The organism is Hydrogenophaga aromaticivorans, from assembly GCF_013387465.1.
In the GTDB taxonomy this organism is placed as follows: domain Bacteria; phylum Pseudomonadota; class Gammaproteobacteria; order Burkholderiales; family Burkholderiaceae_C; genus Hydrogenophaga; species Hydrogenophaga aromaticivorans.
Map to the genome: position 1 here is coordinate 136,544 of NZ_VYGV01000007.1, position 21,087 is coordinate 157,630.

At 63.6% G+C, this 21,087-nt stretch carries 21 protein-coding genes and 1 tRNA gene; 11 read left to right on the forward strand and 11 right to left on the reverse strand.

The annotated features are described in order from the left end of the window. Positions 1-200: 200 nt before the first annotated feature. From F3K02_RS10475 to F3K02_RS10485, 3 genes are all read right to left on the reverse strand, one after another. Positions 201-824: a c-type cytochrome gene (locus F3K02_RS10475; protein ID WP_246309364.1), complete on the reverse strand. Its 624-nt coding sequence runs from the start codon at positions 822-824 to the stop codon at positions 201-203. Between the two features lie 118 nt (positions 825-942). Next, positions 943-2,223: an NAD(P)/FAD-dependent oxidoreductase gene (locus tag F3K02_RS10480; protein ID WP_177135556.1), complete on the reverse strand. Its 1,281-nt coding sequence runs from the start codon at positions 2,221-2,223 to the stop codon at positions 943-945. A gap of 11 nt (positions 2,224-2,234) precedes the next feature. Then, a complete protein-coding gene (locus tag F3K02_RS10485; RefSeq protein ID WP_246309366.1) occupies positions 2,235-2,537 on the reverse strand; it encodes a c-type cytochrome in 303 nt (100 codons plus the stop codon). Between the two features lie 363 nt (positions 2,538-2,900). On the opposite strand from F3K02_RS10485, the gene F3K02_RS10490 reads away from it, so the two are divergent. From F3K02_RS10490 to F3K02_RS10535, 10 genes are all read left to right on the forward strand, one after another. Continuing rightward, a complete protein-coding gene (locus tag F3K02_RS10490; RefSeq protein WP_218179440.1) occupies positions 2,901-3,314 on the forward strand; it encodes an ArsR/SmtB family transcription factor in 414 nt (137 codons plus the stop codon). Next, the gene (soxC, locus tag F3K02_RS10495) at positions 3,307-4,650 is read left to right on the forward strand and encodes a sulfite dehydrogenase (RefSeq protein ID WP_177135558.1); all 1,344 of its coding nucleotides are present in this window, start codon (positions 3,307-3,309) and stop codon (positions 4,648-4,650) included. The genes F3K02_RS10490 and soxC overlap by 8 nt, the downstream gene beginning before the upstream one ends. After that, complete coding sequence (locus F3K02_RS10500) at positions 4,650-5,732, forward strand: c-type cytochrome (protein ID WP_177135559.1); 1,083 nt, start codon at positions 4,650-4,652, stop codon at positions 5,730-5,732. The genes soxC and F3K02_RS10500 overlap by 1 nt, the downstream gene beginning before the upstream one ends. Before the next feature lie 113 nt (positions 5,733-5,845). Next, complete coding sequence (locus F3K02_RS10505) at positions 5,846-6,184, forward strand: c-type cytochrome (protein ID WP_177135560.1); 339 nt, start codon at positions 5,846-5,848, stop codon at positions 6,182-6,184. A 31-nt stretch (positions 6,185-6,215) separates the two neighbouring features. After that, a complete protein-coding gene (gene soxY, locus F3K02_RS10510; RefSeq protein WP_177135561.1) occupies positions 6,216-6,671 on the forward strand; it encodes a thiosulfate oxidation carrier protein SoxY in 456 nt (151 codons plus the stop codon). Positions 6,672-6,734: 63 nt separating this feature from the next. Continuing rightward, entirely contained in the window at positions 6,735-7,046 is a 312-nt protein-coding gene (gene soxZ / locus F3K02_RS10515) for a thiosulfate oxidation carrier complex protein SoxZ (RefSeq protein WP_177135562.1), read from the forward strand. An 82-nt stretch (positions 7,047-7,128) separates the two neighbouring features. Continuing rightward, entirely contained in the window at positions 7,129-7,944 is an 816-nt protein-coding gene (gene soxA, locus F3K02_RS10520) for a sulfur oxidation c-type cytochrome SoxA (protein ID WP_177135563.1), read from the forward strand. Between the two features lie 15 nt (positions 7,945-7,959). Continuing rightward, entirely contained in the window at positions 7,960-8,610 is a 651-nt protein-coding gene (gene soxX / locus F3K02_RS10525) for a sulfur oxidation c-type cytochrome SoxX (RefSeq protein ID WP_177135564.1), read from the forward strand. Between the two features lie 123 nt (positions 8,611-8,733). After that, entirely contained in the window at positions 8,734-10,458 is a 1,725-nt protein-coding gene (gene soxB / locus F3K02_RS10530) for a thiosulfohydrolase SoxB (RefSeq protein WP_177135565.1), read from the forward strand. A 79-nt stretch (positions 10,459-10,537) separates the two neighbouring features. Then, a complete protein-coding gene (locus F3K02_RS10535; protein WP_177135566.1) occupies positions 10,538-10,765 on the forward strand; it encodes a hypothetical protein in 228 nt (75 codons plus the stop codon). Positions 10,766-10,969: 204 nt separating this feature from the next. Here the strand turns inward: F3K02_RS10535 and F3K02_RS10540 are convergent. After that, a tRNA-Ser gene (locus F3K02_RS10540) sits at positions 10,970-11,061 on the reverse strand. A 92-nt stretch (positions 11,062-11,153) separates the two neighbouring features. Between F3K02_RS10540 and F3K02_RS10545 the strand changes: the two genes are divergently transcribed. Further along, a complete protein-coding gene (locus tag F3K02_RS10545; RefSeq protein ID WP_177135567.1) occupies positions 11,154-12,614 on the forward strand; it encodes a sensor histidine kinase in 1,461 nt (486 codons plus the stop codon). A 31-nt stretch (positions 12,615-12,645) separates the two neighbouring features. Here F3K02_RS10545 and F3K02_RS10550 read toward each other — a convergent pair whose 3' ends face one another. The 7 genes from F3K02_RS10550 to ppc all read right to left on the reverse strand — a co-directional run bounded on the left by F3K02_RS10550 (position 12,646) and on the right by ppc (position 20,995). Continuing rightward, complete coding sequence (locus tag F3K02_RS10550; protein WP_177135568.1) at positions 12,646-13,239, reverse strand: LuxR C-terminal-related transcriptional regulator; 594 nt, start codon at positions 13,237-13,239, stop codon at positions 12,646-12,648. 242 nt (positions 13,240-13,481) lie between these two features. Beyond that, positions 13,482-14,777: a tryptophan--tRNA ligase gene (locus F3K02_RS10555; protein ID WP_177135569.1), complete on the reverse strand. Its 1,296-nt coding sequence runs from the start codon at positions 14,775-14,777 to the stop codon at positions 13,482-13,484. Positions 14,778-14,795: 18 nt separating this feature from the next. Then, a complete protein-coding gene (locus F3K02_RS10560) occupies positions 14,796-15,464 on the reverse strand; it encodes a site-2 protease family protein (protein WP_177135570.1) in 669 nt (222 codons plus the stop codon). An 86-nt stretch (positions 15,465-15,550) separates the two neighbouring features. Then, a complete protein-coding gene (locus tag F3K02_RS10565) occupies positions 15,551-16,186 on the reverse strand; it encodes an L-threonylcarbamoyladenylate synthase (protein WP_177135571.1) in 636 nt (211 codons plus the stop codon). A 47-nt stretch (positions 16,187-16,233) separates the two neighbouring features. Next, a complete protein-coding gene (locus F3K02_RS10570) occupies positions 16,234-17,142 on the reverse strand; it encodes a DMT family transporter (RefSeq protein WP_177135572.1) in 909 nt (302 codons plus the stop codon). Further along, a complete protein-coding gene (locus F3K02_RS10575) occupies positions 17,142-17,996 on the reverse strand; it encodes a 3',5'-nucleoside bisphosphate phosphatase (RefSeq protein ID WP_177135573.1) in 855 nt (284 codons plus the stop codon). Before F3K02_RS10575 ends, F3K02_RS10570 begins: the two co-directional genes overlap by 1 nt. 158 nt (positions 17,997-18,154) lie before the next feature. Beyond that, a complete protein-coding gene (gene ppc, locus F3K02_RS10580) occupies positions 18,155-20,995 on the reverse strand; it encodes a phosphoenolpyruvate carboxylase (RefSeq protein WP_177135874.1) in 2,841 nt (946 codons plus the stop codon). Between the last annotated feature and the right edge of the window lie 92 nt (positions 20,996-21,087).

A 21,087-nucleotide genomic window follows, 5' to 3' on the forward strand; every position in this document is an offset into this window, starting at 1 on the left:
GGATGCGGTGGAACCGGCTTCGCCGGGCCACTCGCATCGCCCCTTGGGGGGTGACGCGCTGAAAGCGCGGCGCGGGGGGAGGGTAAATCTGTCTGCCAAAGAAGGGAAGCCCGCCCAGCACACGCCGAAGATCCGGCTTCGCCAGTCCAAGGGCGTGGTCCTCCTGGGGGGAAGCCGCACAGCGGCGCAGGGGGGAACCTCTACTTGCTGCTGACGTACTCAGCAACAGCCGCCATCTCCAGCTCCGTCATCTTCTCCGCCACCACATGCATCACCGCGTTGTCGTTCGTGCGGTCGCGCTTGTTGAACGATTTCAGCTGGGTGTGGATGTAGCCTGAGAACTGGGTCGCCAGTCGGGGCAGGTTGGCTGCGCCCTCGGCGTTGGTACCGTGGCAGTTCACACAGGCTGGCACGCCGCTGAACTTGTTGCCGTTGTGAAAGATGTAGCGGCCCATGGCGGCGAGTTGCGGGTCCTTGGGCTCCTCGCGCGGGATCGACATCTTCTCGTAGTACTTGCCCAGCGCCAGCATCTCGTCGGGCGTGAGCTTGCTCACCATCTCGACCATGGCGGTGCTCTTGCGTTGGCCACTCTTGAAAGCCGTGAGCTGCTTGGCGATGTACTCGGCGTGCTGTCCGGCCAGACGCGGAAACACCTCGCTGGTGGACTCACCCTGCGCTCCGTGGCACAGGAAGCAGGAGCCGCCCGCGATCTTCTTGGCACGGGCCTCGTCGGCCTGAGCGAAGGCACTCATCGAGAAAAGGAGCGCCACGGCCAACGTGAATGTCGTGCGGACGGTGTTCAGGGGCGAAAGGCGAGCGTTCATGTCCGGACAGGATGAAGAGGAGAGGGCACGCCGCCGGCGGCAGCCGCGGAACCGGCTTTGTCGGGTCGCTGGCTGCGCCCCCCTTCCAGGGGGGTGACGCCGCAGGCGGCGCGGGGGGTCAAGCCAAGGTGTCAGCCCAGATGTTGCGTGCCCAGGCGTGGGCATAGCGGCCTTCGAGTTCGCTGGCCGCCACCGACACACCGCCCGAGCCAGGCACCGTGAGCATGGTCTTCTTCTCGGCGTCGTAACGGTGCACGCTGGCCACGTGCACCACGTCTTCGTCGGTCACGAAGCTGTAGCAGGTGTTGGCGTAGATCGGCAGCGAGAGCGGCTCCTTGCCTTCCAGCAGAGCCACCACGGCCGCGGCACAGGTCTTGCCGTGCTGGTTGGCCATGTGGCCGGACTTGGGCATGCCGGGCGCGATCTGGATCGAGTCGCCGAGCACGTGGATGTTCTTCCTGGCCTTGGATTCGAAGGTGAGGAAGTCGACATCGCACCAGCGGTTGTTGGCGGTGGCCAGGCCGGTGGTGACGGCGATGGCGCCAGCGCGCATGCTGGGCACCACGTTGGCGACACCGGCCTTGAAGTCGTCGTTGAACTCGAATTTCAGCGTGTTGGTGGCCGCGTCCACGTCGACCACCTTGTGCTTGGGGCGGTACTCGATCATGCCGTCGTAATGGTCCTTCCAGGCCTTCATGAACAGGCCCTTCTTGGACTGGATGTCGTCGTTGGCGTCGAAGATCACGACCTTGCTCTTGGGCTTGGCCTTCTTGAAGTAGTTGGCGACCATGCAGGCGCGCTCGTAGGGGCCGGGCGGGCAGCGGTACGGCGCGAGCGGGATCGAGAGCGCATACACGCCACCGTCGGGCATGGCTTCGAGCTGTTTGCGCAGCGCCACGGTCTGGGCGCCGGCTTTCCAGGCGTGCAGCACCTTGTCTTGCGCACCGGGCTTGGCCATGCCGGGCAGGGTGTCCCACATGAAGTCGATACCGGGCGAGAGGATCAGGCGGTCATACGGCAGTTCGCCGCCGCTGGCGAGTTTCACCATGCGCTTCTCAGCGTCGATGCTGGCGACCATGTCGCGCACGACTTTCACGCCGTGGCGCTTTTCCAGGTTGTCGTAGGGGGTGGTGATGTCGGCGATGGTCTTGCTGCCCTGGATCACCAGGTTGGAAATCGGGCAGGAGACGAAAGCCGGATTCGGCTCGATCAGCGTGACGTTGATGCCGTAGTCGGAGAACAGTCGCACGTATTTGGCGGCGGTGGCGCCACCGTAGCCGCCTCCGACGACGATGACCTTCGCGCCACTGGCGCCCCCGGCAGCACAGCCACCCAGCAAGCCCAGACCGGCCACCGCCGAACCGGCGCCCAGCGTTTGTACAAATTGACGACGTTGCATGTTGGGGCTCCTTATTTTTTCAGGCTGGCGAAGTAGGCGGCCAATTGCTGGAGCTGCTCGTCGGAGTAGCCCTTGGTCAGCTGGTGCATGATGGTGGCGGGCTTGCGGCCGGTCTTGAAGTCCATCATCTTCTGGATCAGCTCGTCCTTGTCCTTGCCGGCCAGCGACTCATTGCCCGTCTCGGCCTTGCCCATGGTGCCGTGGCAGTTGGCACAGGCCGCGGCCCACGCGCGCACCTGACTCACTTCGGCCTGCGCCCCCAAAGCCGCTGCACTCAGCGCACCCACAGCCAGCCATTTCATTGTTTTGATCATCGTCACCTCCAGAAGAGTGGTTGGGAAAAACACCATCTAAAACTGTAGCAGGGGGTGTTCTGGCGCGCAAAGCATCAGTACTTCCGCATATTTAGATGATTGATCCTAGCACCGTGATCTGGCCCTCCAAACCGTAAAAACCCTATCAGATTTGGTCTGCATTTGGACCGATAAGTCAGTGACCCGTAAGGGTTTTTTGGCGGGCGAGGCGTTTGCACGGGTGCCCGCTTTGGAACCCGGTGCGGGGTGCCATTTGTCAGAAAAGTGCGAGGATTCGGGTTTACACTAATCTGTATATAGGCATTCAATCATATAGTTGATTGATCAAAGTCAAACGAATCTGGAGACCAACCGGTGGATGACATGCACGAGGTTTTTGAGTCCGTGGCGCGCTATTTCAGCGTGCTCGGCGAGCCTACGCGGCTGCGCATCTTGCACGCGCTGTGTCAGGAAGAAAAGTGCGTCAACGAGATCATCAAGGTGACCGCGCTGGCGCAGGCCAATGTGTCCCGCCATCTCGGCCTGATGTACCAGGCCGGCATGCTGTCGCGCCGCCGCGAGGGTACCCAGATTTTTTACAAGGTGGCTGACCCCATGTACATCGAGCTGTGTCGCACGGTGTCGACCCAGGTGGCCAGTCGAGCCGACAGCGCATCCGTTTCCCGTGAGAGTTTCAACCATTTTGTTGAAGACATGACCCCGCGCCAAAGCCCCAAGGTCAAAACCAGGGCCAAACGCAATCCCCCCGCCAACCAGAAGGAAAAAGCAAGTGTCTAAAGACCTGAGCGAAGTGATTGGACGCGTGATCCCCGCGCCCGAAAATTTTCTGAGTCCCGAAAAGCTCGAACAGGCGCGCAAGGCGCGCCGCAGCTTCATGGGCAAAGCACTGGCCATGGGCGCCGGCGTCGCCGCGTCGGCGGGCGCGGCCACCCGGGCCATGGCAGCTGACGGTGAAGAAGCGATTCTGAAGTTGCCCGAGCACAGCACAGGGCTGGGCCAGTCGGTGGTGACCGACGGCTATGGCAAACCCAGCAAATGGGAAGCCAACCTGCAGCGCCGCCAGAGCCCGGGTCTGACCCGCGTGGACCAGGCTTCGGTGAGCTTCACGCCGCTGCAGGGCCTGTTCGGCATCATCACGCCCAGCGGCCTGCACTTCGAACGCCACCACCAGGGCTGGTGGGATATCGATCCCTCCAAACACCGCCTGATGATCAACGGCCTCGTGAAACGCCAGCGCGTCTTCACCATGGACGACCTGATGCGCCTGCCCAGCGTATCGCGCATCCACTTCATCGAGTGCGGTGCCAACACCGCCACCGAATGGGGCAACGTGGCCGTGCCCACCGTGCAGTACACGCACGGCATGGTCAGCTGCTCCGAATTCACCGGCGTGCTGCTGTCCACGCTGCTGGAAATGTGTGGTTACGACAAGAAGGCCGCCAAGTTCGTGCTGGCCGAAGGTGCCGACGGTTCTTCCATGACCCGCACCATCGACATCGAACGCGCCATGGACGACTGCATCGTCGCCTGGGCCATGAACGGCGAGATGCTGCGCCCGGAGAATGGTTACCCGCTGCGCCTGGTGGTGCCGGGTGTGCAGGGTGTGAGCTGGGTCAAGTACCTGCGCCGCATCGAAGTGGGCGATCAGCGGTACGCCACCAAGGACGAGGCGGTGCACTACATCGATCACATGCCCGATGGCACGCACCGCCAGTACACCGGCATCCAGGAGTGCAAGTCGGTCATCACCACACCCTCGGCCGGCCAGACCCTGCTGGACAAGGGCTACTACAACGTGACCGGCCTGGCCTGGTCGGGCCGCGGTGCGATCAAGCGCGTGGACGTGAGCGTGGATGGTGGCCGCAACTGGCGCACCGCGCGCATCGAAGGCCCGGTGCTGCCCAAGGCGCTGACCCGTTTCAACATCGACTGGGTCTGGGACGGCAAGCCCGCCATCCTGCAAGCCCGTGCCGTCGACAGCACCGGTTATGTGCAGCCCAAGATCAACCAGCTGCGTGCCGTGCGCGGCACCAAGTCTGTCTATCACCAGAACGCCATCCAGAGCTGGCTGGTGTCTGAAAACGGTGAAGTCTCCAACGTGCAGGTGTACTGATGAAATCCATTTTTAAACTTTCGACGAATGCCGTTGTTCTGGCGGCTGCGCTCTCGCTGGGTACTGCTTTTGCGCAGACCGCGCCGTGGCACAACATGGGCCGTGACGCCACCGCCGCCGAGGTGAAGGCCTGGGACATCGATGTGCGCCCGGACTTCAAAGGCCTGCCGGCTGGTGCGGGCAGCGTCTCGCAGGGCGAAGCGGTCTGGGAAGTGAAGTGTGCGTCTTGCCATGGCAGCTTCGGCGAGTCCAACGAAGTGTTCACGCCCATCATCGGCGGCACCACCAAGGACGACATCAAGAACGGCCGCGTGAAGGGCCTGGAAGAGGGCAAAAGCATTTCGCCCCAGAAGACCACCATCATGAAGGTGGCCACGGTCTCCACGATCTGGGACTACATCAACCGCGCCATGCCCTGGAACGCGCCCAAGACGCTCACCACCAACGAGGTCTATGGCGTGACGGCCTACCTGCTGAGCCTGGCCGAGATCGTTCCGGCGGACTTCACCCTGACCGACAAGAACATCGCCGAGGTGCAAAAGCGGATGCCCAACCGCAATGGCATGGTGTTCTACGAGCCGCTGTGGAAAGCGAATGGCAAGGGCGATGTGAAGAATGTGGCCTGCATGAAGGACTGCTCGGTCGATCCCAAAGTGCATTCTTTCCTGCCGGACTTTGCCCGCGACGCCCACGGCAACATCCAGGAGCAGAACCGCGTGATCGGCCCGGTGCGTGGTACCGACACCACCAAGCCAGCGCCCAAGGGTCTGGTGGGTTCGTCGGCCGCGGCACCGGTGGTGGTGGCCGCCCGCACGGCCTCAGGCGGCGCGGATGCCAAAGGCATGCTGAACACCAATGCCTGCACGGCCTGCCACGGCTTGAAGAGCAAGATCGTCGGCCCGGGCTTCAACGAAATCTCTGCCAAATACAAGGGCAAGGCCGACGCCGAGACCTACCTGGAAGGCAAGATCAAGTCGGGTGGTTCGGGTGTCTGGGGGGCCGTGCCCATGCCGGCCCAGGACCAGCTCTCGGCGGCCGATGCCAAGACCCTTGCCAAGTGGATTGTGGAGGGCGCGAAATAAACCGAAATCAACCCACCTGCGTTCGCCGCGGAGGTGACTGCTCCGCTCGTTCCTCCAAATATGCGCATTTAATCGTTAACCCCATACGTTTTTTACCAAGGAGACCCTAAGCTATGAAGATGGATTTCAAACAGGTTGTCCTCGCCGCTGCGGCCCTGCTGATCACCGCAGGTGCTCATGCCATGGACGCCGCCGCCGCCAAGGCACTCGCGTCCAAGAGCGCTTGCCTGGCCTGCCATGCTGCGGACAAGAAACTGGTGGGCCCCGCCTACAAGGATGTGGCCGCCAAGCACAAGGGTCAGGCCAACGCCGAAGCCACAGTGGCAGCGCGCATCAAGTCTGGCGGTTCCGGCCTGTACGGTCCTGTGCCCATGCCACCCCAACCGGCACTCAAAGACGACGAGCTCAAGCTGCTCGCCGCCTGGGTGCTGGCCGGTGCCCCCGATAAGTAAACTCACCCCCACTTTTTTTCAGGAGTTCCCCATGAACAGTTCCCGTCGCACAGCCATCAAGTCCACCGGCGCGTTCGCCTCCCTGATCGCCCTGGGCCTCGTGACCCAGAGCCAGGCCCAGGCCGCCGTGGACCACGCCAGCTTCCAGGTCAAGACGCTGGAAGATGCCCTCAAGGCCATCGGTGGTACCGCTGCCGCCAGCGATCAGGTTTCCGTGGTGTCGCCCGACATCGCTGAGAACGGCGCTGTCGTGCCCGTCGGCGCCACCAGCAAGCTGCCCAACACGACCGAGATGTACCTCATCGTCGAGAAGAACCCGACCCCGCTGTCGTGCGCTTTCATGATCCCCGCCGGCACCGCTGCCGATGTGCAGACCCGTCTGAAGATGGGCCAGAGCACCAACGTGGTGGCCGTGGTCAAGGCCGATGGCAAGCTGTTCTCGGCTTCCAAAGAAACCAAAGTGACGCTGGGTGGCTGCGGCGGCTGATCGCCCCGAGCTCACACCACACAACCCCGCAAACCATATTTTTTGAATTGATAGGAGTCCATCATGGCTGATCCGATGCGCATCCGTGCCGCCCTCGCTGGCGACGAAACCACCGTTCGCGTGCTCATGTCCCACCCCATGGAACCCGGTACCCGCAAAGACGCGGCCGGCGCCCTCATCCCCGCCCACTTCATCAAGGATGTGGAAGCCACCAGCGCCGGCAAGACCGTGCTCAAGGCCATGTTCAGTGGCTCGGTGTCGCAGAACCCCTTCCTGTCCTTCAAGTTCAAGGGCGGCGCCAAGGGTGACAAAGTCGTGGTGAAGTGGACCGACAGCAAGGGCGACTCCCGCACCGACGAAGCTGCCATCGCCTGACAGGGCGCGGGCAAGAGACGGCCAGCCACGCAAGGTGCTGGCCGTTTTTTGATTTTTCACTGCAAAAGAAGGAGACCCCCAGATGAAACAAGCCGTGGTTTACCGCAGCGCTGTTGTGGCCGTCGCACTGACCCTGGGTGCTGGTGCAGCGTCTGCCCAGGGCAATGCCGCGCTCGATGGCATCGCCAAGTACCGTGAGATGCTGCAGGATGGCAATCCGGCCGAACTGTTCGAAATGAAGGGCGAAGAGCTCTGGAAGCAGAAGCGTGGTCCAAAAAACGCCTCGCTGGAACAGTGTGACCTGGGCAAGGGTCCGGGGGTCATCAAGGGTGCCTTCGTCGAGTTGCCCCGCTATTTCAAGGACACCGGTCGGGTTCAGGATCTGGAAACCCGCCTCATCACCTGCATGGAGACCCTGCAGGGCTTCAAGGGCGAAGACATCGCCAAGACGCCGTTCGGCAAGGGCGAGAAGGCCAACCTGGTTGCCATCACCACCTATGTGGCCACGGCTTCCAAAGGCATGCGCTTCAACCTGCCTCAGGCCACCGATCAGGAAAAGACCATGTATGAAGTGGGCAAGCGCCTGTTCTTCCAGCGTGGTGGCCCGCACGATTTTGCGTGCTCATCCTGCCATGGTGTCGACGGTGGACGCATCCGTCTGCAAGACCTTCCCAACCTGACCAAGAACCCCGGCGACGGCATCGGCTTTGCGGCCTGGCCGGCCTACCGCGTGTCCAATTCCCAGATGTGGTCCATGCAACACCGTCTGAACGACTGCTACCGTCAGCAGCGCTTTCCCGAGCCCAAGTTTGGCAGCGATGCCACCATCGCTCTGGGCGTCTACATGGGCGTCAATTCCAAAGGCGCCGAGTCCATCGTGCCGGCCATCAAGCGCTGAACAGGAGACCACGACATGAAAAAAACCATGACCTACGCCGTTCTGCCCCTGGTTGCCGTGGTGCTGGCCGCTTGCTCGGCTTCGCCCGCTGGCAACGACTACGACAAGGCCGCCGCCGCCGTGGTGGCCTCGTCGTTTCAGCCCAAAGGCATCGTGAGCCTTGACAACCTCAAGCAGGACGAAGCCAACCGCCTGTGCAGCGCGGCCGACGTGGCCGGCAAGCCCCTGGACGAGAAAACCACCAAGGCCATCGAAGCCGCCGAACTCAAGACCGTCAAGATGCCCAGCGACGGCAAGTTCCTGGGCGACTGGAAGGCGGGCGAGAAAATTGCACAGAGCGGACGCGGTCTGACCTGGTCCGATGATGCCAAGACCGTCAACGGTGGCAACTGCTACAACTGCCACCAGATCAGCAAGGAAGAGATTTCCTTTGGCAACCTGGGACCAAGCCTGTACAACTACGGCAAGACCCGGGGCGTGACCGACCCCAACAGCCCGGCGGCCAAGGCGATCGTGGAATACACCTGGGGCAAGCTGTGGAACGCGCGTGCCTACAACGCCTGCTCGCAAATGCCGCGCGCTGGCCACAAGGGCATCCTGAGCGAAAACAACATCAAGGACGTGATGGCGCTGTTGCTGGACCCTGCATCGCCCGTCAACAAGTAGAGAAAACCACGCCCACAGGACGCCTGACCTGTGGTGCGGCCTGCTCCCGGTGATGAACCGGGAGCAGGATGTCGGCAAAAAAATTTGGCGCAAATATCAGCAATCAATTGTTAAGGAATGTTTATGAGCTTCAGTCGTCGTGAATTCATGCAGGTGCTCGCCGTGGCCAGCGCGGGCGGCATGGCTCTGGACCACAAGGATGTGCTGGCCGGCAAGCCCGGCGCGGGCCAGGCGATGTACGACCTGCCCAAGTTCGGCAACGTCAGCTTCCTGCACTTCACCGACTGCCATGCGCAGCTGATGCCGATCTACTTCCGCGAGCCCAATGTGAACCTGGGCGTGGCCGAAGCCGTGGGCCGCCCACCGCACATCGTGGGCGAGAGCCTGCTCAAGCACTTCAAGATCCGCCCCGGGACCCCCGAGGCCCATGCCTTCACCTACCTGAATTTCGAAAGCGCAGCCAAGACCTACGGCAAGGTCGGCGGTTTCGCGCACCTGGCCACGCTGATCAAGCAGATGCGTGCCAGCCGCCCCTACGCCATGCTGCTCGACGGTGGCGACACCTGGCAGGGCAGTGCCACCGCGCTCTGGACCAATGGCCAGGACATGGTCGACGCCTGCAAGCTGCTGGGCGTGAACGCCATGTGCCCGCACTGGGAATTCACGTTGGGCGAAAAGCGCGTGCAGGAGATCGTCGAGAAGGACTTTGCCGGCAAGCTCGACTTCCTGGCGCAGAACGTCAAGACCAACGACTTCGGTGACCCGGTTTTCAAACCCTACGTCATCAAGGAAATGAACGGCGTGCCGGTGGCCGTGATCGGTCAGGCTTTCCCCTACACGCCCATCGCCAACCCCGGTTACATGGTGTCGAACTGGACCTTCGGTATCCAGGACGAGAACATGCAGAAGATGGTGGACGAGGCGCGCTCCAAGGGCGCGCAGGCGGTGGTCGTGATCTCGCACAACGGCATGGACGTGGACATCAAGATGGCCTCGCGCGTGACCGGCATCGACGCCATTCTCGGCGGCCACACGCACGATGGCATGCCCGCGCCCATCGTGGTGAAAAACGCCAAGGGCCAGACCCTGGTGACCAACGCCGGCTCCAACAGCAAGTTCCTCGGCGTGCTCGACTTCGACGTGCGCGGTGGCAAGGTGCAGGACTTCCGCTACAAGTTGCTGCCCGTGTTCGCCAACCTGCTGCCGGCCGATACCGAAATGCAGACCTACATCGACAAGGTGCGCGCGCCCTACAAGGCCAAGCTGGACGAGAAGCTCGCCGTGTCCGAAGGCCTGCTGTACCGCCGCGGCAACTTCAACGGCTCGTGGGACCAGCTCATCGTCGACGCGCTGATGGAAGTCAAGGGCGCCGACATGGCGTTCTCGCCCGGCTTCCGCTGGGGTACCACCATCCTGCCGGGCCAGGCGATCACGCGCGAACTCATGATGGACCAGGTGGCGATCACCTACCCGACCAGCACGCTCACCGAAATGAGCGGCGAGACCATCAAGACCGTGCTGGAAGACGTCTGCGACAACCTGTTCAACCCCGACCCCTACTACCAGCAGGGCGGCGACATGGTGCGCGTGGGCGGTCTGGCCTACACCTGCGACCCCAAGGCCGGCTCGGGCAAGCGCATCAGCAACATGATGCTCAAGGGCAAGACCATCGAAGCGGGCAAGACCTACAAGGTGGCCGGCTGGGCGCCGGTGGCCGAAGGTGCCAAGGGCGAGCCGATCTGGGACGTGATGGAGACCTATTTCAAGAGCCACAAAACCATCACCACGCGCAAGCTCAACACCCCCAAAGTGGAAGGCATGCAGGGCAATCCAGGCATAGCCGCCTGATCGATATGCCCCTGGCGTGAACAGGCGGATGGCGCGTTTGATATGCTCCCCCCGCCTGTTTATTCTCCAAGGAATTTTGATGATCAAGAACGCAGGGATGCTGATCGCGGTGCTGGTGCTCGCGGGTTGTGCATCTTCGAAACCCTTTTGGGCCAAGCCCAACGTCTCCTCGGATGACACCTACACCCAGTTGTCAGAGTGCCGTTTTCAGGTGGGCCTGAACAAGGTCGCCAAATCGGAACAGGAACTCATGGTGGCGCATTGCATGCGCGGCAAAGGCTTCCGCCTGCTGGCCAACGACAGCTGAGCACCCGTGGGGCGCTGAGTCACCAGCAAAAAATCCCCTCGCGGCGCGGCTGTGAAGGGGATTTTTTTGTTTGTGTCCCCGATGTGTCTCCATGAAAGCGCTGGCTGAGCGGACACCGGGGGACATCCAGAAACACAAAAGCCCCGGAGTACGGGGCTTGTGGGTGGTCTTGTGGACTCCTTGGGAAGTCCGGAAACCTGTCTGTGGCGGAGAAGGAGGGATTCGAACCCTCGGTACAGTTGAAACTGTACGCCGGATTTCGAATCCGGTGCATTCGACCACTCTGCCACCTCTCCGCGTCGAAGCTCAGTATTCTAGCAGGAGACGGGCGCTGCATTTTTCAGGCCTTCCGGTGTGACAATGGTCCACCGTCTGTTCGTGGTTATTCATGCTTGTCGACACCCAACCCGCGACCCACCAGCATCTGCCCGCTTCGCCCGAGGTGAGAGACCAGTGGGTGAACGCCCAGTTGATCGGGGTCCTGATGGACAACATGGTCCCATCGCTGCTGGCGGCGACATTGGCGCTGCCGGTGTTGATTTTCATGATGGCCGGTGAGGTGGACTTTGTTTCCTTGCTGATCTGGACGGGGCTTTTGGTGACCATGCTGGTCTACCGCTACCGGCTGATCGGGATCTACCAGTTGCGCTACGACAGCTCCGAAGGGCCGCAGCGCATGGCGTTTGTCGAGCGCTACCAGTGGACCTGGGGTGTCATGGGTTTCCTCTGGGGTGGCGGGGTGATGCTGAGCTATCTGAAGGCCAGTCCGGCGACGCAGTTCGTCTGCGGCATCGTGGTGCTGGGGCAGGGCTTGCTCACCTTGACGGCCTTCAGTGCCTATTTGCCGGTGTTTCGCCGGTATGTGCATGCGCTCGTGCTCTCGGTCTTCCTGGGCCTTGCGCTCAACACCTTGCGGGCCACCGATCCAACACCCATGGCGGAGCAGAGCCTGGCTTTGATGGCTTTGCTGATGGTGTTCTGGTGGCTTTTGCTGGTGGCGGGGAATCGCCTGCATCAGATCTACCGCGCCAGTTTCGAACTGCAGTTTTCCAACCAGGAGCTGATCGATTCGCTGACCCAGCAGACGCGCGCTTCGATCCGGGCCGTCGCGACCAAGAACCGGTTTCTGGCCTCGGCTGCTCACGACCTGCGTCAGCCGGTGCATGCCCTGAGCCTGTACGCAGACTGGCTGGCCACCGAGCCGGAGATGGCGCGCGATATCTCGCCACGGATACTTCAATCGACCCGGGCCATCAACGAGCTGTTTGACTCGTTGTTTGACCTGACACGCATCGATGCGGGCAACTACAAGGTGCGCTTGCAGAACGTCGACGTGTTGCAGCTTTTCGCCGAGCTGGCCACGCAGTTTGAGCCCGTTGCGGCGGGCAAGTCTCTCAAGTTCAGGACCTATGCCAAGCCCACGACCCTGTGGGCCGATCCGGTGGTGTTGCGCCGGATTCTGGGCAATCTGTTGTCGAACGCGTTTCGTCACACGCGGCGCGGTGGCGTGCTGCTGGGCCTGAGGCGCCGGGAGGACGTGCTGGTCTTTGAAGTCTGGGACACCGGTGTGGGGATTGCGCGCGAACACCAGCAGGCGATTTTTCAGGAGTTCTTCAGGGTGTCGCAACACCAGGGAACCGAAGACAGTCTGGGTCTGGGCCTGACCATCGTTTCCAAGCTGACCACGCTGATGGGTTACCAGCTGGCGCTGTCCTCCGAAGCGGAGCGGGGCAGTGTATTTCGTGTGCTGCTGCCCGCCTACACGCAGAAGTCAGAGAAGTCAGCGCTGGAGACCGCGACAACACCGGATGTCGTGGTGCCGGGGTCGGCGGCACAGGCTTCCGGCTGAAGCAGCCCGCTTCAGGGGATACCAGCGAAGCTCAGAGGTCGAGCAGGCCCGCGGTGCGCGCCAGATGGCTGGCCTGAGAGCGGCTCTTGACGTTGAGGCGGCGGAACAGGCGCCACAGGTGCACCTTGACGGTGTGTTCGCTGATCTGCAGTTGTTCGGCGATGTCGCGGTTGGACAGTCCGCGGTCCAGCATGACGAGCAACTGCTTCTGCCGTTTGGACAGCTTCTCAGGAATGGTGGGTGCGTTTTCGTCTTCGGGTTCTTCGGTCAGGAATTCGCGCAGCACCTTGCCGATCTGGGCGGCACCGGCCGATTTTTCGACGTAGGCATCGGCACCCGCTTCCCGGGCCAGGTCTTCGTAGTCGGAAGCTGGCGACGCGGACAGCACGATCAGCGATGTGTCGGGCAGCATCTGGCGCACTTCGCGCACACCGGAAACGCCGTGGGTGTCGGGCAGCTTCAGGTCGAGGCAGACCAGCTCAGGCTCCCCGTGTTCAGCGATCGCCTTGCTCACGGTGGCCAGTCGCTCCAGTTCAACCACCTGGGTGGAAGACCGGAGACGACGCAGAAGCATGACGACTGCCTCGCGCATCAGCGGATGATCGTCAATGACAAAGATACTCATGGCAGGATGTGCTGTTTAAGTTTTGTATTCAGAGTGACAGCATATCGGCATTGGCAGCTTTTGGCGATAGCAAAAAGCGCACTTTTGTACACCTTGTTTTTAGTTTTTGATGCCCGGGTTCCATGAAGTTGGGAACTCGGTAAACACCGCGGTGTGCTGCCTTGTTGGGGTCGTGCCTGGTGGGCGTTCGCTCCCGACCGCTATTGTCGCAGGTTCGCGAATGTGTAACCCGGTCGGCGGTGTCAGTCAGCTGGCGTTGAAAACCAACCGAGGGCCTGTGCCAGCACCTGCGGATCGGCCGCCACGATCAGCTGGCTTTGCAGTTCGGCGATGGCGCCAGCACCTTGCTGCTGCAAACGGGTGACCGTTTGTGCCGCTTCCCGCGGCGACGCAAAGCCGGTGCTTTGCAGCAGCAGGTGGCCTTGGGCGTCGAGCAGCTTGAAATAGAACTGGCCGTCCTGTTCCCGGTATTGCTTGAAGCTGGGTGCCGCCGCCCGAGAGGCTTTGGTCGCCTTGGTCGCGGTCGGCCGGCTGTCCAGCGGGCGAAGGCCCACCGCATGGCGCAGCCGCGCAGTGAACGGTGTGGCGATGGCGCGCGCCTTGTGTGCACCGGCTTGCAGCGTGCGTTCGATTTTTCCCGGGTCCTGGATCAGTTCGTCGTAGATGGTGCGCATGGGGGCGATTTCCGCGTCCAGGCGTTCGAACAGCAACTGCTTGGCGTCGCCCCAAGCGATGCCGTCGGCGTAGGCCTTGGCCAGAACGGCGGTCTCTTCAGCGCTGGCAAAGGCCTGGTAGAGCTGGAAAAGGGCCGAGCCCTGGGTGTCCTTGGGCTCGCCGGGCGTGCGCGAGTCGGTGACGATGCCCATGATGAGCTTGCGCAACTGTTCCTTGGGGGCAAACAACGGAATGGTGTTGTCGTAGCTCTTGCTCATCTTGCGGCCGTCGAGCCCGGGCAGGGTGGCCACGTGGTCTTCAATCGCCGCTTCGGGCAGGGTGAAGTGTTCGCCGTAGAGGTGGTTGAAGCTGGACGCGATGTCGCGCGCCATCTCGATGTGTTGGATCTGGTCCCGGCCCACCGGCACCTGGTGGGCGTTGAACATCAGGATGTCGGCCGCCATCAGCACCGGGTACATGAAGAGGCCGGCGGTGACCCCGTTGTCGGGCTCGTCGCCGCTGGCGGTGTTCTTGTCGACCGAGGCCTTGTAGGCGTGGGCCCGGTTGAGCAGGCCCTTGCCGGTCACGCAGGTGAGCAGCCAGGTGAGTTCGGGGATCTCGGGGATGTCGGACTGGCGGTAGAACGTGACCTTCTCCGGGTTCAGGCCGCAGGCCAGCCAGGTGGCGGCGATTTCCAGCGTGGAACGCTGCACGCGCGCTGGGTCACCGACCTTGATCAGCGCATGGTAGTCGGCCAGGAAGTAGAAGCTCTCGACCGCGGCCAGGCGGCTGGCGCGCACCGTGGGGCGGACGGCGCCCACGTAGTTGCCCAGGTGCGGTGTGCCCGAAGTGGTGATGCCGGTGAGGACGCGTTGGGTGCTCATGAACAAGAAGGTCTGGAATTAAAACAGCAGGAAGCGCAGCGGCGTCAGCAGCAACTCGATCGCGCCACCGGTGAACATCATCAGCGGGCGCAGCCAGAGGTTGCCCACGACGCCGGTGATGACCAGGGCCATCACGATGAAGAAGCCCCAGGGTTCGACACGCGAGACCGGGTAAGCGAGGTGGTTGGGCAGCAGGCCCACCAGAATGCGCCCGCCGTCCAGCGGTGGCAGCGGAAACAGGTTGAAGGCAAACATCACCAGATTCACCAGCACGCCGGCGCGGCACATCTCCAGGAAGAAGCGTTCTTCTACCCCGGCGGCCACCAGCAGGTACAGGCCCACGGTCCACATCACCGCCTGCACCAGGTTGGCGCCCGGGCCGGCCAGGGCGACCCAGACCATGTCGCGTTTCGGGTTGCGCAAGCGCCCGAAATTCACCGGGACCGGCTTGGCGTAACCAAACAGGAAGGCGCCCGAGGTGGCGAAGTACAGCAACAGCGGCATCGCGATCGTGCCGACCGGGTCGATGTGTTTGAGCGGGTTGAGCGTGATGCGGCCCAGCATGTGGGCGGTGTTGTCGCCGAAGTGCCTTGCCGCATAGCCGTGAGCGGCTTCGTGCACCGTGATGGCAAACAGCACCGGCAGGGCGTACAGGGCAACGGTTTGAATGATCTGGGCGAAATCCATGAGGGGCGTTGGGCGGGAAAAGACCTATTGTCCCAGATGGGGTGCGGTGCCCGTGGCTGCAGGGCCCCGCGGCGCAGGTATCGGGTTTACAGGCCCAGTGTGGCCAGCGACCCGCGCCCTTCGCGCACCAGCTCGGGTTCTCCGCCCGTGCCCATGGGCGTGAGATCGACGACGGTCGTGGGTTCGAGCGGACAGGCCCCGGCATCGATGACGCCAGCGAGATCGTGTTCGAAACGATCGCGGATGTCCTGCGCATCGTTGAGGGGATGCGCCTCGCCGGGCGGGATCAGCGTGGTGGCCAGCAGGGGGCCGTTGTGCAGGTCCAGCAAGGCCAGCAGGGCGTTGTGGTCCGGCACGCGCAGGCCAATCGTCTTGCGCGAGGGGTGGCTCAGTCGGCGCGGCACCTCCTTGCTGGCTTCGAGGATGAAGGTGAAGGGGCCCGGCGTGGCCTGCTTGAGCAGGCGGTACTGGCGGTTGTCCACCTTGGCGTAGCTGGCGAGCTCGCTCAGGTCGCGGCAAAGCAGGGTGAGGTGGTGTTTGTCGTCGACCTGGCGGATGCGGCGCAGCCGGTCGGCCGCAGCCTTGTCGTCAATGTGGCAGACCAGCGCGTAGCTGGAGTCGGTGGGTACCGCCAGCACGCCGCCCCGTTCGAGCAGTTGCACCGCCTGCTTGAGCAGCCGGGGTTGCGGGTTCTCGGGATGGACTTCGAAATACTGGGACATGGTGCGTATTGTGCGCGGCCCGTGGGCACAACCACGGCACCGCTGGTTCAGGCCTCGGGTGGTTCCACGGGCAGGCGGTGTTCGCGCGCGGTGATCCAGCTGGCGGTGGCACCGCAGACCACGATGAGCACGATGCCGGTCAGTTCCAGCCGACCCGGAATGTGGTTGAACACCAGCCAGCCGCACAACATGGCAAACCCGATCTGGGTGTACAGGTAAGGCGTGAGTGTGGACGCTGGCGCGCGCGCGAACGCGAGGATGAGCAGAAAGTGACCGACCGTGCCCATTAGGCCCACCAGGCAGAGCAGGGCGAAGGTGTTGGTGTCCGGGATGGTTTGCCAGACCAGGGGCAGAATCGCAGTGGCCACCAGTGCGCCAACCCAGCCGGTGTAAAAGTGCATGGTCATCGGGTCTTCGGTGCGTGCCATCTGGCTGGTGAGGATCTGGAACCAGGCATAGGTGACCACCATCAGCAACGGCAACAGGCTGGCCCAGCCGATCACGTCACCACCCGGCTGGAACACCAGCAGGGCACCCACGAAACCGCCACCCACCAGGGCCCAGCGCATGGGTGCGACGCGCTCTTTCAGGAACAGCGCCGCCAGCAGGGTGACCACCAGCGGCGTGGTCATGACAAAGGCGGTGAATTCGCCCACGGGCATGTATTGCACGCTGATGAACGACAGCACGCTGACCATCAGCAGCAGACAACCGCGCAGCACCTGGAAGCGCGGGTGCCGGGTGAGCAGCAGGCTGCGTCCGCGCATGGGGAGCATGACGGTGCTGACCGCCACGGCCTGGAACACGTAGCGGAACCAGACCGCCACCAGGATGGGCACGTAGGCACCGACGTACTTGACCGCGGTGTCCAGCACCGCGAAGCAGGCCACCGCCATCACCAGGAACGTGATGCCCAACGCGGCCTGCGCGCCGGGTCGGGCAACGGCGGCGCTCATCAGTGGAAACGCGCTGCGAGCTGCTCCCACACCGGTGTGACGCTGCCCGGCAGGTCGGGCAGCTTGCCCAGATCGGTGTGGCTTTCGGTCGGGCTGTGGAAGTCGCTGCCACGTGAGGCGAGCAGTTCGAACTCGCTGCAGAACCCCGCGTATTTGACATAGTCGGCCGGCCCGTGGGCGCCGGTCACCACCTCCACGCCCTGACCGCCGTGGGCCTTGAATTCGGAGAAGAGCGCGAACTCTTCGTTGGCGGTGAGGTTGTAGCGGCCGGGGTGGGCGATCACGGCCACACCTCCGGCACCCGTGATCCAGCCCACGGCGTCGCGCAGGGTGGCCCATCGGTGCGGCACGTAACCGGGTTTGCCTTCGGCCAGGTATTTCCGGAACACGGCATTGGTGTCGGTGCTATAGCCCGCCTCCACGATGTAGCGCGCGAAGTGCGAGCGTGAGATCAGTTCCGGGTTGCCGACGTATTTGAGTGCGCCTTCGTAGACGCCCGGGATGCCCACGCGCGCCAGGTCGTCGCTCATGGCGCGCGCACGCTGCTCGCGCCCGCCACGGGTGTGGCGCAGGCCTTCGACCAGCGCCGGGTTGGCGTGGTCGAAACCCAGGCCCAGGATGTGCACGGTGACGTTGGCGAAGGTCACGGACACTTCTGCACCGGTGAGGTAGGGCAACCCCGCCTGTCGCGCGGCGGCGATGGCCCGGTCCTGGCCCCCGATCTCGTCGTGGTCGGTCAGTGACCAGAGTTCCACGCCGTTGGCTTTGGCACGCTGCGCCAGTTCCTCGGGTTTGAGGGTGCCGTCAGAGACGACGGAATGGCAATGGAGATCGGCGTTGAGGATGTGGGTCACGGCTTCATTTTAGGTTTGAAGGGTTCAACGCGCAGAACGGACCAGCAAACCCCGTAACAGCAGAGGTGACTCCAACCCAGAACACCGCGGAACGGGCTTTGCCCGGCCGCTGGTGTTGCCCCCCTCAGGGGAGTGACGCCGCAGGCGGCGCGGGGGGGTTATCCAGTGTTCCGCAGCCCGGCCGCGATGCCGTTGATCGAGATGTGGATGCCGCGGCGAACCTTTTCGTCGCGGTCCGCGTGGTTCTCACCCGCCCGGTAGCGGCGCACCAGTTCGACCTGCAGGTGGTGCAGCGGGTCGATGTAGGGGAAGCGGTGGCGCATGGATCGCTGCAGTGCGGCGTTGTTGACCAGGCGCTGCTTCTCGCCCGTGATCAGCGCCAGCGCATCGGCCGTGCGGTGCCATTCCGCTTCAATGGCGGTGAACACCTTGGTGCGCAGGCGCTTGTCTTCGACCAGCTCGGCATAGCGCGTGGCGAGCGCGAGATCGCTTTTGGCCATCACCATGTCCATGTTGGAGAGCAGGGTGCTGAAAAACGGCCATTGCTTCACCATTTTCTGCAGCTGCGCCTTTTGCTTGGCCACCCCCTTGGGGCCATCCTTGTGCAGGAAGCTGTGCACCGCCGAGCCAAAGCCGTACCAGCCCGGCAGTGTCAGGCGGCACTGGCCCCAGCTGAAGCCCCAGGGAATGGCGCGCAGGTCTTCGATCTTCTGCGTGGCCTTGCGCGAGGCCGGACGCGAGCCGATGTTGAGTTCGGCGATCTCACGGATCGGCGTGGCGGCGAAGAAATATTCGGCAAAGCGCGGGGTGTCGTAGACCAGGGCGCGGTAAGCGGCCATGCTTGCGGTCGAGAGCTCGGCCGCGGTGTCGAGGAAGGCTTTGGGGGCGTTGCGCGTGGCCTGCAGCAGCGTGGCCTCCAGCGTGGCGGCGACCAGGGTTTCCAGGTTGCGCCGACCGATCTCGGGGTTGGCGTATTTGGAGCCGATCACCTCGCCCTGTTCGGTCAGGCGGATCTGGCCGCGCACCGTGCCGGGGGGCTGGGCCAGGATGGCCTGGTAGCTCGGACCACCGCCACGGCCCACCGTGCCGCCGCGGCCGTGGAACATGCGCAGCTGGATCGTTTTCTCGTGGTCCTTGTTGAGCGAATCGAACAGCTCCACGAGCGCGATCTCGGCGCGGTACAGCTCCCAGTTGCTGGTGAAGATGCCGCCGTCCTTGTTGCTGTCCGAGTAGCCGAGCATGATGTCCTGCTCGCAGTAACCGTCGTGCAGCCCGCGGTGCACCATGGCGCGCACGCCGGGCAGGGCGTAGTAGTCGCGCATGATGGGTGCGGCGTTGCGCAGGTCTTCGATGGTTTCGAACAGCGGCACCACGATCAGGTCGGCCACCGCGTCTTCGGCGAGCAGGCCGCGCATCAGGCCCGCTTCTTTCTGCAGCAGCAGCACTTCGAGCAGGTCGCTCACGGTTTCGGTGTGGCTGATGATGGCGTGGCGGATGGCCTGAGCGCCGAATCGTTTGCGGCCGCTGCGCGCGGTATCGAAGATGGCCAGTTCGTCCAGGGTGTGGGCCGAGTAGGGCGTGCCGGGCACGCGCAGGGGCCGCGCGTCGTTCAGCTGGCGCAGCAGCACCGCGCGTTTGCCCATTTCGTCGAGCGCGCTGTAGTCCGCCTCGATGCGCGCCGTGGCCAGCAATTCGGCCACCACTTCCTCGTGTTTGTCCGAGCTTTGGCGCAGGTCGATGGTGGCCAGGTGGAAGCCGAACACCTGCACCGCGCGGATCAGCGGGCGCAGGCGGGAGCGGGTGAGCGCCGCGCCGTGGTTCGCCACCAGCGAGGCTTCAATGGTGCGCAGATCGGCCAGCAGGTCGGCGGCGCTGGGGTAAGCGTCTTGCGGCGCGACCGCGTGGCGCGCGGCTTCTCCGCCGGTCAGCGCGGTCAGCGTGGCGGCCAGGCGGGCGTACATGCCGGTGAGCGCGCGCCGGTAGGGTTCGTCCTGGCGGTGGGCGTTCTGATCGGGAGAGCGCTCGGCCAGTGCCTTCATGGCCGGGCTCACGCTCGCGAGCATGGCCGACACCGACAGCTCGGCACCCAGGTGGTGCAGTTGTGTGAGGTGGTGGCGCAGCACCAGGTCGGCCTGGCTGTGCAGCGCCAGCTCCAGGGTCTGCGCGGTCACGTTGGGGTTGCCGTCGCGGTCGCCGCCGATCCACTGGCCCATGCGCAGGAAGGGCGCCACGTCCTGATCTTCCAGGCCTTCTTCGAGGTCGCGGTAGATGCGCGGGATCTCCGACAGGAAGGTGGCCTGGTAATAGCTCAGTGCGTTTTCGATTTCGTCGGCCACGGTGAGCTTGGTGAAGCGCAGCAGGCGCGTTTGCCAGAGCTGCGTCACGCGGGCGCGCAGCTGCGCTTCGAAGTCGGCGTGGTCGCGCGGCAGCAACTGCTCGCGTTCGGCCAGCAGGTGGGCGATGGCGCGCTCGGCATCCAGAATGCTCTTGCGCTGCACCTCGGTGGGGTGCGCGGTGAGCACCGGCGAGATGTGGGCCGCGGCCAGCGTGCGCACCACGTCGGACGGCGCGATGCCGGCCTTTTTCAGGCGCTGCAGGGTCATGGCCAGGCTGCCCTCCTGCAGGTCGCCGGCGCGGTCGTGCACCGCGCGGCGGCGGATGTGGTGGCGGTCTTCGGCCAGGTTGGCCAGGTGGCTGAAGTAGGTGAAGGCGCGGATCACGCTCACCGTCTGCTGGCCCGAGAGGCCTTTGAGCAGCTTCTTCAGCGCCTTGTCGGCGTCCTGGTCGGCGTGGCGGCGGAAGGCCACCGAAAGCTGGCGGATCTGCTCGATCAGGTCGTAGGCGGCCTGGCCTTCCTGCTCGCGGATCACGTCACCCAGCACACGACCCAGCAGGCGGATGTCGTCGATCAGGGGTTGGTCTTTGTCGGGGCCGGACTTGGCACGTCCGGCACCTGAGCGGTTGGACGGGGCGGCGGATCGGGCAGGCGTTCGGCTCATGGTGGGCAGGGGTGCGCTGAGGCTTGGGTTGCTGATTTTTTGGGCAGGGGTCATGCTAGCATCCAAAGTTGCTTTTCCCGTTACCAAGCGGG

Coding starts and splice junctions, on each gene's coding strand:
- F3K02_RS10500 (WP_177135559.1), top strand. CDS start 4,650: ATGAAATCCATTTTTAAACTTTCGACGAATGCCGTTGTTCTGGCGGCT.
- F3K02_RS10565 (WP_177135571.1), bottom strand. CDS start 16,186: ATGTCCCAGTATTTCGAAGTCCATCCCGAGAACCCGCAACCCCGGCTG.
- F3K02_RS10490 (WP_218179440.1), top strand. CDS start 2,901: ATGCACGAGGTTTTTGAGTCCGTGGCGCGCTATTTCAGCGTGCTCGGC.
- ppc (WP_177135874.1), bottom strand. CDS start 20,995: ATGAGCCGAACGCCTGCCCGATCCGCCGCCCCGTCCAACCGCTCAGGT.
- F3K02_RS10535 (WP_177135566.1), top strand. CDS start 10,538: ATGATCAAGAACGCAGGGATGCTGATCGCGGTGCTGGTGCTCGCGGGT.
- soxZ (WP_177135562.1), top strand. CDS start 6,735: ATGGCTGATCCGATGCGCATCCGTGCCGCCCTCGCTGGCGACGAAACC.
- soxX (WP_177135564.1), top strand. CDS start 7,960: ATGAAAAAAACCATGACCTACGCCGTTCTGCCCCTGGTTGCCGTGGTG.
- soxA (WP_177135563.1), top strand. CDS start 7,129: ATGAAACAAGCCGTGGTTTACCGCAGCGCTGTTGTGGCCGTCGCACTG.
- F3K02_RS10550 (WP_177135568.1), bottom strand. CDS start 13,239: ATGAGTATCTTTGTCATTGACGATCATCCGCTGATGCGCGAGGCAGTC.
- F3K02_RS10545 (WP_177135567.1), top strand. CDS start 11,154: ATGCTTGTCGACACCCAACCCGCGACCCACCAGCATCTGCCCGCTTCG.
- soxY (WP_177135561.1), top strand. CDS start 6,216: ATGAACAGTTCCCGTCGCACAGCCATCAAGTCCACCGGCGCGTTCGCC.
- F3K02_RS10475 (WP_246309364.1), bottom strand. CDS start 824: ATGAACGCTCGCCTTTCGCCCCTGAACACCGTCCGCACGACATTCACG.
- F3K02_RS10570 (WP_177135572.1), bottom strand. CDS start 17,142: ATGAGCGCCGCCGTTGCCCGACCCGGCGCGCAGGCCGCGTTGGGCATC.
- F3K02_RS10555 (WP_177135569.1), bottom strand. CDS start 14,777: ATGAGCACCCAACGCGTCCTCACCGGCATCACCACTTCGGGCACACCG.
- soxB (WP_177135565.1), top strand. CDS start 8,734: ATGAGCTTCAGTCGTCGTGAATTCATGCAGGTGCTCGCCGTGGCCAGC.
- F3K02_RS10480 (WP_177135556.1), bottom strand. CDS start 2,223: ATGCAACGTCGTCAATTTGTACAAACGCTGGGCGCCGGTTCGGCGGTG.
- F3K02_RS10505 (WP_177135560.1), top strand. CDS start 5,846: ATGAAGATGGATTTCAAACAGGTTGTCCTCGCCGCTGCGGCCCTGCTG.
- F3K02_RS10560 (WP_177135570.1), bottom strand. CDS start 15,464: ATGGATTTCGCCCAGATCATTCAAACCGTTGCCCTGTACGCCCTGCCG.
- F3K02_RS10485 (WP_246309366.1), bottom strand. CDS start 2,537: ATGATCAAAACAATGAAATGGCTGGCTGTGGGTGCGCTGAGTGCAGCG.